Consider the following 12,514-nt stretch of genomic DNA (forward strand, 5'->3'; position numbering starts at 1 on the left):
AAAAATATCGAAAAGAAAGGGCCGGGCAGGCAAGTCACGGCCCTCCTGATCATAACAGGAGGGAGGCCCACCCCCAGGCGCTTCGCGCCCCCCCTCGAGGGGGCAGCACTGGCGGACCGGCAAAGCCGGCTCCGCTGTGCTCCCGATCCGCAGGAGGCCGGCGCCGTATTGGAAATTTCACCTGGGCGGGATTTTGGGGTAGTGTTGATCAACCGCCGCGCTGGGCGCGGCACTCTCTGGAAATGCCATGCTGATCACGTTTCGCTCGAAAGCCGGTGCCGAAGTCCTGATGTTGTCCGAGCACGCCGGCCCCTTGCTGCGCGCCGCCGGCAAGTCTTTCCCGGAACAGGTCCCCGAACGCGGCGTATTCACGCCGGAGCAACTGCAGGCCGCCATCGCCGGCATCGAAAAAGCCGTGGCCCAGGCGCCCACCCCCAAGGAAGAGGACGACGACGGCGATAAGCCCCCCGTCCACCCGGTCTCCCGGGCCGTCGGCCTGCAACAACGCGCGTTTCCCCTGCTGGACCTGATGAAAAAATCCCAGGCCAAGGGCGCCACCCTGTCCTGGGAGGCCGCCTCACCCTGGTAAGGCCAGCCACCGCCAAAGCTGACGGCGCTGGTCCAACAAGAACGATGCACCACGATTCGGGGAGTCCCCTCATGCGCTGCGATCTGACGCTTATCTTCACCCCTCGCCAAAGCCTGGACCTGACCATACAGGTCGAGCCGACCCCGCAGCTGGCCAGCCAGGCGCGCGAGTGGTTCGAACAGACCTGGACGGCCCTGGGTTGCGAGCCCCTGCGTCCCAGCGGCAAGGTGCTGCTGCTGGACAAGATCATGGGGGTGGCGGACGCGCTGGGCTATGCGGTGCTAGCCAGCGATCAATCGCGCGCGGATGAATACGCCCGCCAGACCGCCCTGGCGCTAGGCAAACCGCGCATCACAGTGGACCTGCCGGGCTTGTCGGTCGGCTACTAAGGCGCGGCCGCGGCAATCCCACCAGGGCTTACCGCGTCAAACGCTCGTGTATCCAGGCCCCGATGCTCAGGGTCTTGTGATCGTCGCCGCGCCGGCCGATAGCCTGCAGGCCGACCGGCAGGCCATGCGGCCCCTGCGCGAAAGGCAGGTGCACGCAGGGCACGCCGAACAGGGTCCAGACACGTCCGAACAGCGGATCCCCGGTGCCCAGGTCAGCCAGGGGCGCTTCGCCCGCCACGCTGGGCGTCAGCAGCACATCGAATTCTTCGAACCAGCGATTCGCCCGTTCATAGCGCTCGGCCGCCACCGCCAGCTTGGCGCGATAGTCCTCGTCCGTGATGCCGGCGCCGGCTTCCAGCAGGTCCAGCAGGCGCGGGCTCATCTGCCCCTGGAAGTCCTTGCGTTCGCGCGCCAGCGCGTGGTCGGCCTCATAGGCCATGATGTCGGACTGCAATTGCACCAGCGAGCAGTAGTCCGGCGGCAACTCCACGTCCCGTACCACGGCGCCCGCGCGCGCCAGCGTGTCGGCCGCGTGGGTATAGGCTTCCTTGGTCTCCGGCAACACGTGGCGCCACTGCAGCGTGCGGTACATGCCGATGCGCGGCTTGCCGGGAAAATCCAGCTTCATCAGGGTGGGGTCGTTCATCAGCACCGACGCCACCAGGCCTGCGTCCGGCACCGTGCGGGCAAAGCACCCCACCGTATCCAGGGACGTGGCCAGCGGCTTGACACCGTCACGCGGCACCGAGCCGAACGTGGGCTTGAAACCCACCACGCCGCAATAAGATGCCGGCCGCACGATGGAGGCCGCGGTCTGCGTGCCCAGCGCGAAGGGCACCATGAAGTCGGCCACCGCCGCGGCGGAGCCGCTGGATGAACCGCCCGGCGTGTAGGCGGGGTCGACCGGATTGCGCGTGACGGGGGTCTTGTAGGCCGCGAATTCCGTGGTCACCGTCTTGCCGGCCACCAGCGCGCCGGCGTCGCGGCATAGCTTCACCACGGCCGCGTCGGCTTCGGGTTGGTGGTCCTTGTAGATCGACGACCCATAGGCGGTCGGCAGATCGCTGGTATCCATCAGGTCTTTGACGCCGAAAGGCAGACCATGCAGCGGTCCACGGATCGGGCCGTTGTCGAGCGCTTCGGCTTGCGCCAACGCCGCATCCTTGTTCAGCGCGGCCCACGCGTGAATCGTGTCCTCGCGCTGTTCGATGCGCGCGAAGCAGGCCCGCAGCAGCTGCGCGGCAGTCAGTTCACGACGTTGCAGCAGCCGAGCGGCCTCCAGCGCGCTCAATTCATTAAGAACGATAGCCATACAAAAACCTTTCCCCAAAAACAGATCCGCCGGCCGGCCCGGTGTGGGGGGCGAGCACATGGTCTGTCGCTGATGTTCTTCTTCGCAGCAACCATTGTGCCAGTCCCGGCCACTCACCGAATCCGTGTATCCCCCAAGAGACGCTGCTGCAATGCACACGAATTCGGCCGATACGACCGCGGGCCAGGCGTCCCTTGCAAGGTGCGCCGCTATAACCGGCCCAGCCGAAGCGTACCCCATCCCCCTGCAATGCCTCTGTCACATGCGACGCCTAAAGTTCCACCCTGTTGAAAACGTTTTCAACACCGTTTCAACTTCTGCCCCCAGCCATGGACGTCCGGCGTGCCGCATAAAAACCTTCAACGACTTTCGATCATCGATATTGCCCGTGACGCCGGCGTCTCCCCGGCAACCGTGTCGCGGGCCTTCAATCGTCCCGATCTGTTGAAGGCGGACACCTTGCAGCGCATCAAAGCGGTGGCCGATGAACACGGCTTTCGCCCCAATCGCGTCGGCAGCAGCCTGCGCTCGGGCAGCACGCGCACCCTGGGCCTGGTGCTGCCCACCTTGCGCAACCCCGTCTTCGCGGAATGTTTCGAAGGCGCCGAGCAGTATGCCCATGCGCATGGCTACAGCGTGATGGTGGCCTCGACCAGCTACGCGCCGGCCACCGAAGCCGCGGCGGTGCAGAGCCTGATCGATCATCAGGTGGAGGGGCTCATCCTGACGGTGGGCAATCCCGCCCGCAGCAGCACCCTGCGCACCCTGACCGCCCAGGGCCTGCCTTACGTGCTGGCCTATAACGAATCGGCGACCCATCCCTTCGTCTCGGTCGACAACGGCGCCGCCGCCAGCGACATGGTGAGCCTGCTGGCCGCGCGCGGCCATCGCCGCATCGCCATCATCAGCGGCCCGCTGACCGCGTCCGACCGCGCGCGCCGCCGCCTGGCGGGCGCGCGCAGCCAGGCGCGCAAGCTGGGCCTGGACGATGTGGCGCACCTGCCCATGGCTTCGCACACGGAAGCCGACAGCGAGCAATTGCGCGCACTGCTGGACGCGCCCCAGGCTCCCACGGCGCTGTTCTGTTCCAACGACCTGCTGGCGGCGTCGGTCATCTCCCGCCTGCGCGGACTGGGCCTGTCCGTGCCGGCCGATATCTCGGTGTGCGGCTTCGACGGCATGACCTTCGCCGCGCTGATGGTGCCGCCGCTCACCACCATAGAACAACCCAGCCATGACATCGGCGCGCGTGCCTGCGCCAGTCTGCTGGCCTGCTTGCAGGGTGAGACGCCGCCATCGTTACGGCTGGCGCATCGCCTGATTTCCGGCGGCACGGTTGCCGCCGCCACTTCCGCTGCTTCCTGAAGAGGATTCCTCTCATGTTCCGCTCTATTTCCCACGTGCTGCGTGGCGCCATCCTGGCGCTGGGCCTCGCCGGCGGGGCCGCGCAGGCCCAGCAAACGGCCGTCTGCTACAACTGTCCGCCCGAATGGGCCGATTGGGCCACCGAGCTCAAGGCCATCAAGGACAAGACCGGCATCCAGGTGCCCGGCGACAACAAGAACTCGGGCCAGGCGCTGGCCTCGATGGCGGCCGAACGCGCCAAGCCGGTGGCCGACGTCGTCTACTACGGCGTGACCTTCGGCATCCAGGCCGACAAGGACACGCTGATCCAGGCTTACAAGCCGGCCCATTGGGACGACATCCCCGCCGGCATGAAAGACCCGAACGGCAAGTGGTTCGCCATCCACTCCGGCACCCTGGGCCTGATGGTCAACGTCGACGCGCTGCACGGCAAGCCCGTGCCCAAGTCCTGGAAAGACCTGCTCAAGCCCGAATACCGCGGCATGGTCGGCTACCTGGACCCCGCGTCGGCCTTCGTCGGCTATGTCGGCGCCGTCGCCGTCAACCAGGCGCTGGGCGGCACGCTGGACAACTTCGGTCCCGGCCTCGACTGGTTCAAGAAAATGCGCGCCAACGAACCCATCGTGCCCAAGCAGACCGCTTATGCACGCGTACTGTCGGGTGAAATCCCGATTCTCATCGACTACGACTTCAACGCCTACCGCGCCAAGTACAAGGACGGCGCCAACGTGGAATTCGTGATCCCGGCCGAAGGGACCATCGCCGTGCCCTACGTGATGAGCCTGGTGGCCAACGCGCCGCATGAAGCCAACGGCAAGAAGGTGCTGGACTTCACCCTGTCCGACGAAGGCCAGGCGATCTGGGCCAATGCCTTCCTGCGTCCGGTGCGCGCCAATGCGGTGTCGCCCGAAGCCCAGAAGAAATTCCTGCCGGCTTCGGAATACGCCCGCGCCACCGCGGTGGACTACGGCAAGATGGCTGACGTGCAGCGCGCGTTCTCCGCGCAGTACAGCAAGGAAGTGAACTGACATGAGCCGTCGCGGCTGGATCGGATTCGCGGCGCCGGCCGCGGCGCTCTTCGTGGCTTTCTGGTTGTTTCCCATGGCGCGCCTGGCGCTGATGGGGTTCGGCGGCCAGGGGAGTGACGGGGCTACCCCGGCGCCCTCGGCCTACTGGATCGTGCTGACGCACGCGCAGTACTGGCGCAGCATGTTGAACACCACGCTGCTGTCCTTGGCGGCCACCTTGGCCACCCTGGTCATCGCGCTGCCGGTGGGACGTTTTCTGGCACGCCATCCAAGCTTCTTCGGACGTGGTTTGCTGGTCGGCCTGCTGATGTTCCCCCTGGCGTTTCCCGGCGTGGTCGTCGGCTTCCTGGTCATCCTGGTGGCCGGCCGCCAAGGCCTGCTGGCCAGCGTGACGCGGGCCATGACGGGTTCGCCGCTGGTGTTCGCCTACGGCATGGCGGGGCTGTTCCTCGGTTATCTGTATTTCTCATTGCCGCGCACCATAGGCATGGTGACGGCGGCCGCGCAGCAACTCGACCAGGGTTTGCTGGAAGCGGCGCGCACCTTGGGCGCCAGCGCGCCGCGGCGTTTCATCGACATCGAATTACCTGCCCTGGCGCCGGCGCTGATGGCGGCGGGCGCGATGTGTTTCGCCACCAGCATGGGCGCGTTCGGCACGGTCTTCACGCTAGGGACGCAGATCGACGTGTTGCCCACCACCATCTATAACGAGTTCACCAACTACGCCAACATTCCCGTGGCCGCCGCGCTGTCGGTGGTGCTGGGCCTGGTGACCTGGGTCGTGCTGTACGCGGCACATTCGCTGGGCGGTGGCCGTGCGGGAGCGGGAGCATGATGCGCGCTTCTGCAGCAGCACCCAAGCGCGGCGGCAAGCTCGAATTCCGCCTGGGCCTGACTGCCACGCTGGTGGTCGCGGCCTTCCTGATCGGGCCCGTGGTGCTGTCCATCCTGGCGGGTCTGACCAAAAACTACTTCGTGGGCCTGTCCAGCGGCCTGACCCTGCGCTGGGTGGCGCAGGTCTGGGACCTGTACTCCGCCACCATCTGGCGCTCGCTGGGCATCGCCCTGGCGACGCTGGCGGTCTGTTTGCTGGTGGGCGTGCCGGCGGCGTGGGCACTTCAACTCAAACGCGGCCGCGTGGCGCGTGCCTTCGAGGAGTTGCTGACCCTGCCGGTGGCCGTGCCCGGCCTGGCGACCGCGCTGGCATTGATCGTGTCCTGGGGCACGGTCGGCGACTTGCGCAGCAGCGTGACGTTCATCGTCATCGGCCACGTGCTGTTCACGCTGCCCTTCATGGTGCGCGCGGCCGCGGCCAGCATGGCCATGGGGGGCCTGGCCGTCCTGGACGAGGCGGCCGCCACCCTGGGCGCGTCGCGCCTGCACCGCTTCCTGCACATCGTCGTGCCCAATGCCGCGCCCGGCATCCTGACCGGCGCCCTGACCGTGCTGACCCTGTCGGTCGGCGAATTCAACCTGACCTGGCTGCTGCATACCCCCTTGACGCAGACCCTGCCCGTCGGCCTGGCCGACAGCTACGCATCGATGCGGCTGGAAGTGGCCTCGGCCTACACCCTGGTCTTCCTGCTCATGCTGCTGCCGCTGCTGCTGGGCCTGCAATGGCTGGCGGCACGTACCGCCTCTTCGAGATTATCTTCATGAAGCACCCCGTCACCATCACGCTGGAACAATGCGCCAAGACCTGGCCTGACGGCTCGCACGCGCTGCATCCCATGGACCTGCGCATCGAGGGCGGCCGTACCCTGGCCCTGCTGGGTCCTTCGGGCTGTGGCAAGACCACGCTGCTGCGCCTGATATGCGGCCTGGAAAGCGCCGATGCCGGCACGCGCATCCTGTTCGACGACGAGGACGTCAGCGCGCAGCCGCCCGAAGCGCGCGGCGTCGGCGTGGTGTTCCAGAACTACGCCTTGTTCCCCAATATGACCGTGGCGCAGAACATCGCCTACGGCCTGCGCATACGCAAATGGTCCAAGGCGGCACGCCAGGAGCGCGTCCGCCAGATGCTGGCGCTGGTGCGCCTGGAAGCCCTGGCCGAACGCCGCATCGCGCAGCTGTCCGGCGGCCAGCGCCAACGCGTGGCGCTGGCGCGCGCCTTGGCGATCGAGCCGCGCGTGCTGCTGCTGGATGAACCGCTCACGGCGCTGGACGCCAAGCTGCGTGAACGCCTGCGCGTGGAGTTGGCGCAGATGCTGCGCGAGCTGCACATCACCACCGTCATCGTCACGCATGACCAGGATGAAGCCATGATGCTGGGCGACCGCATCGCCGTGATGTCGGCGGGCCGCCTGGAACAGGTGGGCGATGCCGAAACGCTGTATCGACAGCCCGCCACGCCCTTCGTCGGCGAGTTCCTGGGCACGCTCTGTAAAGTGCGCGGGCGGCTGGAGCATGGCGTGTTGGGCAGCGGCGACGAGACATTCGCCTTCCGCCCGCACGAGGTGGAACTGCTCCCCGCCTTGCCGTCCTCGCAACAGGCCCGGGTCACGTCGCGCTTTTTCCTTGGTGCCACCTTGCGCCTGCAACTGGAGCTGGACGACGGCCAGGCCTTCCCCGTCATCCTGCCCGCCGACAGCGATCACCGCGTGGGCGAAGCGGTGTCCTTGCGCCTGCTCCGTCCGCTGCCCGCCTGAACCCCATTCAGTCTCACATTCCCCAGGAACCTCATGCTGATCGCCCAGATTACCGACCTGCACATTCGTCTGCCAGGCCAGAAGGCCTACCGCATCGTCGAAACCGACGCCTATCTGCCGCCGGCCGTGCAGGCGCTCAACAGCCTCGATCCCGCGCCCGACCTGGTGGTGATCAGCGGCGACCTGACCGACTTCGGCAGGCCTGCCGAATACGCGCATCTGAAGAAAATGCTGGATGGCCTGCGCATGCCTTACGTGCTGCTGCCCGGCAACCACGACGAGCGCGGCATGCTGCGCGAAATCTTCGCGGAACACACCTATCTGGGCGGGGTGGACGTGAGCGGCTTCATTCAGTACACGGTGGAAGATTTCCCCGTGCGGGTGCTGGCCCTGGATACCGTGGTGCCGGAACAAAGCCACGGTTCGCTGTGCGAGCAACGTCTGGGCTGGCTGGCGGACCGCCTGAATGAACAGCCGGACCGGCCGACGGTGATCGTCATGCACCATCCCCCTTTCGAAACCGGCATCGCCCATATGGACGCCATCGGCCTGTTGAGCGGCACCGAAAGGCTGGCCGAGATCGTCGGCGCGCATCCCAACGTCGAGCGCATCCTGTGCGGCCACCTGCACCGCAGCATTTTCCGACGCTTTGCGGGCACCATCGCATCGACCTGCCCGAGCCCGGCGCACCAGGTCGCGCTGGACTTGCGGCCGGACGGCCCGTCGGCTTTCGTGATGGAGCCGCCCGGCTTCCATCTGCACGAATGGCGCAACGGCGCGCTCGTCAGCCACGTTGCCTTCATTGGCGATTACGCGGGACCCTATCCTTTCCACGAGGGCGGCGCCCTCATCGATGAGTGACGTCGTCGATGAAGTAGTGGGGACAGTGCCATGATTCGGTCATGTTCGCAGCGCAAAATGAAAAGGATTTCATTTGCCCGCACAATAGCCATGAAAAACAAACAGAGCGAGGGGACATGGCCGCGATAGTTCTGGATAAGCTGACCAAGCAGTACGCCGACGCGGCGGCCATCAGCAATGTGGCCTTCACCGTGCCGGCCGGCAGTTTCACCGTGCTGCTGGGCCCGTCAGGCTGCGGCAAGTCGACCACCCTGCGCATGATCGCCGGACTGGATACGCCCACCTCGGGGCGCATCCACATCGGCGACCGCGACGTGACCGATCTGCCGCCGGCCAAGCGCCGCGTGGCGATGGTGTTCCAGTCGTATGCCTTGTTCCCGCATCTGTCGGTGCGCGAGAACATCCTGTTCGGCCTGCGCGTTCGCAAGGAGCCGGCCGCCGATTACCAGCGCCGCCTGGACCGCGTCGCGGGCCTGCTGGGCCTTGGCCATCTGCTGGATCGCAAGCCGTCGCAATTGTCGGGCGGCCAGCAGCAGCGCGTGGCCCTGGGACGCGCGGTGATCTCCGAAGCGCCGGTGTGCCTGATGGACGAACCGCTGTCCAATCTGGATGCGCAACTGCGCCATGAGATGCGCCGCGAGATTCGCGCCCTGCAGCAACAGCTGAACATGACCATGGTGTACGTCACGCACGACCAGACCGAGGCCATGAGCATGGCCGACCAGGTGGTGCTGCTGCGCAATGGGGTGATCGAGCAATGCGATACGCCGGACCGGCTGTACGCGCGTCCCGCCACCGAGTTCGCCGCGCGCTTCATCGGCACGCCGCCGATGAACCTCATCACCCTGGACAGCGTCGCGGGCGCCCTGGTGCCGGCCGGCACCGGCGGCCCGGCGGTGCCCATGGCGCCCGCCGGCGCGTGCAAGCTGGGCGTGCGGCCCGAGCACATCCGTCTGGCGAATGACGACGTCGGCCACGTGGCCATCGTGCAGAGCGTCGAATACTTCGGCGCCGACTCCATCGTCACCTGCAGCGTGGGCAGCAGCAGCGGTATCGCGGTGCGCGTCACCGGCCATCTGCACGCCACGCCCGGCGCGGTGCTGCACCTGCAATGGGATACCCGGCATCAGCACTTTTTCGATGCCAGCGCCGTGGCGCTGGCTTCCCATCCGTAGCCTCATCCGTAGCCCCATCGTTTGCCCATTAGCGAGATCTTTCCACCATGCGACGTACCGTACTGAAAAGCCTGGCCGCCGTGATCGCCGGCGCCACCCTGTCCCTGCCCGCCTACGCCCAGAACAAGCCGGTCGAAGTGGAGTTCTACTACCCGGTCGCGGTGGGCGGTCCCATCACCAAGATCATCGACACCATGGTGTCGGACTTCGAGAAGGAAAACGCCGGCATCAAGATCAAGCCCGTATATGCCGGCTCCTACCAGGACTCCATCGCCAAGGCGCTGACCGCGCTGAAGGGCGGCAACCCGCCGCAGCTGGCGGTGCTGTTGTCCACCGACATGTTCACGCTGATCGATGAGGACGCCATCGTCCCCATCGACGGCCTGGCCAAGGACGAGGCCGGCAAGCAATGGCTGGGCGGCTTCTACGACGCCTTCATGCAGAACAGCCGCACTGGCGGCCATGTGTGGGGCGTACCCTTCCAGCGTTCCACCATCGTCATGTACTACAACAAGACCATGTTCAAGGAAGCCGGGCTGGATCCCGAGCATCCGCCCGCCACCTGGCAGGAACTGGTCGAGTTTTCCAAGAAGCTGACCAAGAAGGATGCGTCCGGCAACGTCACGCAGTGGGGCCTGGAGATTCCGTCGGGCGGCAGCTTCGCGTACTGGCTGTTCCAGGCGCTGACCACGCCCAACGACGCCATCCTGATGAACGATGCCGGCAACCAGGTCATGCTGGACAAGCCCGCCGTCGTCGAAGCCGCGCAGTTCTGGCGCGACCTTGCCGCCAAGCATGGTGTCATGCCCACCGGCACCATCGACTGGGGCACCACGCCCAAGGACTTCCTGGAAAAGAAGGCCGCCATCATCTGGACCACCACCGGCAACCTGACCAACATCCGCAGCAACGCCAGCTTCCCCTTCGGCGTGGCCATGATGCCCAAGCAGAAGCGTGGCGGCAGCCCGACCGGCGGCGGCAACTTCTACGTCTTCAAGAGCGCCACCCCCGCGCAGCAGGAAGCCGCGGTGAAGTTCGCCCGTTGGGCCACGGCGCCGGAACGCGCGGCCGACTGGAGCATCGCTACCGGCTACGTGGCGGTGACCCCGGCTGCATGGCAGACCGACAAGATGAAGAAGTACGCGCAGGAAGTGCCCGCCGCCGCGGTGGCGCGCGACCAGCTGGACGTCAGCGTGGCTGAATTCTCGACGCATGAGAACCAGCGCGTGACCAAGGTGCTGAACGATGCGCTGCAAGCAGCCCTGACCGGCGCCAAGACGCCGCAACAGGCGCTGACCGACGCGCAACGTGAAGCGGACCGCGTGCTGCGTTCATACAAGTAAAGGTGACCCCGCGATGAACAGGACCCTGAACGCCGTCTACGCCTGGCTGCTGTTGCTGCCGGCCATGGTCCTGCTCGTCGCGTTCACTCACTATCCGGCGCTGGCGACCCTGTGGCACAGCTTTTTCTCCACGCCCAAGGGCCGCCGCCCGGCGGTATTCGTCGGCATGGAGAATTACCAGGTGATGCTGCAGGACCCCGTCTTCTGGCGGGCCCTGATCAACAACCTGTGGTTTGCCCTGGGCACCGTGCCGGTGGCCGTGGGCATCGCGCTGCTGATGGCCCTGTGGGTCAACCGCGGCCTGGCCGGGCGCGGGTTCCTGCGCCTGTCCTACTTCACGCCCACGGTGCTGCCCATGGTGGCCGTGGCGAATATCTGGCTGTTCTTCTACACCCCGCAGTACGGCTTGCTGGCGCAGATTCTGCAGTGGTTCGGCCTGACGGGCCCCAACTGGCTGGGCACGCGCGAAACCGCCTTGCCGGCGTTGATGATGGTGTCGGTCTGGAAGGAAGCCGGTTTCTTCATGATCTTCTACCTGGCGGCCCTGCAAGGCGTGTCGCCTTCGCTGCGCGAGGCCGCCATGCTGGAAGGCGCGTCGCGCTGGCAGTACTTCCGCCGCGTGCTGTGGCCGCTGCTCATGCCGACCACGCTGTTCGTCCTGATCAATGCGCTGATCAATGCCTTCCGGCTGATCGACCACGTGGTGGTGATGACGCATGGCGGCCCTGACAACGCCAGCACTCTGTTGCTGTTCTACATCTACCAGATCGGCTTCAGTTTCTGGGACACCGCGTACGCCGCGACACTGACCGTGGTGCTGCTGCTGGTCCTGGGCATCATCGCGGCGATCAAGTTCCGCTGGCTGGACAAGAGGACCCACTACCAATGAGCGCCAGTGTGAAACCCCGCGCCAGCAGCGGCGCAAGACCCGTTCAGCGGTCGGATGCGAAACCGCGCGAAGCCGGCGCCTGGCTGGACACGATCGGGGCGTGGCTGCTGGGCATCATCTGGATCCTGCCGCTGCTGTATGCGGTGTGGGCGGCGGTGCATCCGCCGGCCTATGCCACGCGCTTCGACCTGTTCGCGCCGTGGACCCTGGAAAACTTCGCGCGCGCCTGGGAGGCGGCGCCATTCCCGCGCTACTACCTGAATACCTTCATGCTGGTGACCATGGTGCTGGTCGCGCAACTGGTCCTGTCGACCATGGCCGGCTATGCCTTCGCCCGCCTGGAATTCCGCGGCCGCGAGTTTCTGTTTCTGCTGGTGCTGTTGCAGCTGATGGTGATGCCCGACGTGCTCATCGTGGAAAACTACCGCACCATGAGCTGGCTGGGCGTGCGCGACACGGTGTTCGCCATCGCCCTGCCGTACTTCGCGTCGGCGTTCGGCATCTTCCTGCTGCGCCAGACCTTCAAGACCATACCGCGCGAGCTGGAGGAAGCCGCGCGCGTGGAAGGCGCCAGCGCCTTGCAGGTCTTGCTCAAGGTCTACGTGCCGCTGGGCAAGCCCACCTATATCGCCTATGGCCTGGTGTCGGTCAGCTACCACTGGAACAACTTCCTGTGGCCGCTGATCATCACCAACTCGGTCGAGGCGCGCCCGCTGACCGTGGGCCTGCAAGTCTTCTCGTCGACTGATCAGGGTATAGACTGGTCGGTCATCACCGCGGCCACCCTGCTGTCCGCGGCGCCCCTGCTGGTGGCGTTCCTGTTGTTCCAGCGGCAGTTCGTCCAATCCTTCCTGCGCGCCGGCATACGCTGAGCGCGGCCATGCAAAAGGGCTGTTGCCACGGATAGGTGGCAAC

General features: G+C 66.1%; 13 protein-coding genes. 12 read left to right on the plus strand and 1 reads right to left on the minus strand.

All coding sequences use genetic code 11. The annotated features are described in order from the left end of the window. Positions 1 to 247 precede the first annotated feature (247 nt). Together ASB57_RS23405 and ASB57_RS23410 are read left to right on the plus strand one after the other, a co-directional pair. Positions 248 to 589 (plus strand): DUF1840 domain-containing protein, encoded by a 342-nt coding sequence (locus tag ASB57_RS23405; protein ID WP_057654370.1) that lies wholly within the window; start codon positions 248 to 250, stop codon positions 587 to 589. 71 nt (positions 590 to 660) lie between these two features. Further along, a complete protein-coding gene (locus tag ASB57_RS23410) occupies positions 661 to 978 on the plus strand; it encodes a hypothetical protein (protein WP_057654371.1) in 318 nt (105 codons plus the stop codon). Between the two features lie 28 nt (positions 979 to 1,006). Here ASB57_RS23410 and ASB57_RS23415 read toward each other — a convergent pair whose 3' ends face one another. Continuing rightward, positions 1,007 to 2,290: an amidase gene (locus ASB57_RS23415; RefSeq protein WP_057654372.1), complete on the minus strand. Its 1,284-nt coding sequence runs from the start codon at positions 2,288 to 2,290 to the stop codon at positions 1,007 to 1,009. Between the two features lie 342 nt (positions 2,291 to 2,632). Here ASB57_RS23415 and ASB57_RS23420 point away from each other — a divergent pair, with 342 nt between their 5' ends. The 10 genes from ASB57_RS23420 to ASB57_RS23465 all read left to right on the plus strand — a co-directional run bounded on the left by ASB57_RS23420 (position 2,633) and on the right by ASB57_RS23465 (position 12,471). Further along, a complete protein-coding gene (locus ASB57_RS23420; RefSeq protein ID WP_057654373.1) occupies positions 2,633 to 3,655 on the plus strand; it encodes a LacI family DNA-binding transcriptional regulator in 1,023 nt (340 codons plus the stop codon). A 14-nt stretch (positions 3,656 to 3,669) separates the two neighbouring features. Beyond that, complete coding sequence (locus ASB57_RS23425) at positions 3,670 to 4,683, plus strand: ABC transporter substrate-binding protein (RefSeq protein ID WP_057654374.1); 1,014 nt, start codon at positions 3,670 to 3,672, stop codon at positions 4,681 to 4,683. A gap of 1 nt (position 4,684) precedes the next feature. Then, a complete protein-coding gene (locus ASB57_RS23430; protein WP_057654375.1) occupies positions 4,685 to 5,518 on the plus strand; it encodes an ABC transporter permease in 834 nt (277 codons plus the stop codon). Then, on the plus strand, positions 5,518 to 6,342 hold the full coding sequence (locus tag ASB57_RS23435; protein ID WP_057656377.1) for an ABC transporter permease: 825 nt from the start codon (positions 5,518 to 5,520) through the stop codon (positions 6,340 to 6,342). Before ASB57_RS23430 ends, ASB57_RS23435 begins: the two co-directional genes overlap by 1 nt. Further along, positions 6,339 to 7,331 (plus strand): ABC transporter ATP-binding protein, encoded by a 993-nt coding sequence (locus tag ASB57_RS23440; RefSeq protein WP_057654376.1) that lies wholly within the window; start codon positions 6,339 to 6,341, stop codon positions 7,329 to 7,331. Before ASB57_RS23435 ends, ASB57_RS23440 begins: the two co-directional genes overlap by 4 nt. A 33-nt stretch (positions 7,332 to 7,364) precedes the next feature. Continuing rightward, a complete protein-coding gene (locus ASB57_RS23445) occupies positions 7,365 to 8,192 on the plus strand; it encodes a phosphodiesterase (RefSeq protein ID WP_057654377.1) in 828 nt (275 codons plus the stop codon). Between the two features lie 116 nt (positions 8,193 to 8,308). Beyond that, on the plus strand, positions 8,309 to 9,367 hold the full coding sequence (locus ASB57_RS23450; protein WP_057654378.1) for an ABC transporter ATP-binding protein: 1,059 nt from the start codon (positions 8,309 to 8,311) through the stop codon (positions 9,365 to 9,367). 47 nt (positions 9,368 to 9,414) lie between these two features. After that, on the plus strand, positions 9,415 to 10,710 hold the full coding sequence (locus tag ASB57_RS23455; RefSeq protein WP_057654379.1) for an ABC transporter substrate-binding protein: 1,296 nt from the start codon (positions 9,415 to 9,417) through the stop codon (positions 10,708 to 10,710). Positions 10,711 to 10,723: 13 nt separating this feature from the next. Next, on the plus strand, positions 10,724 to 11,599 hold the full coding sequence (locus ASB57_RS23460; protein WP_057654380.1) for a carbohydrate ABC transporter permease: 876 nt from the start codon (positions 10,724 to 10,726) through the stop codon (positions 11,597 to 11,599). Next, positions 11,596 to 12,471 carry a carbohydrate ABC transporter permease gene (locus tag ASB57_RS23465; protein WP_082621785.1) on the plus strand — a complete coding sequence of 292 codons (876 nt, stop codon included), beginning with the start codon at positions 11,596 to 11,598 and terminating at the stop codon, positions 12,469 to 12,471. Before ASB57_RS23460 ends, ASB57_RS23465 begins: the two co-directional genes overlap by 4 nt. Positions 12,472 to 12,514 lie beyond the last annotated feature (43 nt).

It is taken from the genome of Bordetella sp. N (assembly GCF_001433395.1).
Classification (GTDB): Bacteria; Pseudomonadota; Gammaproteobacteria; order Burkholderiales; family Burkholderiaceae_B; genus Bordetella_C.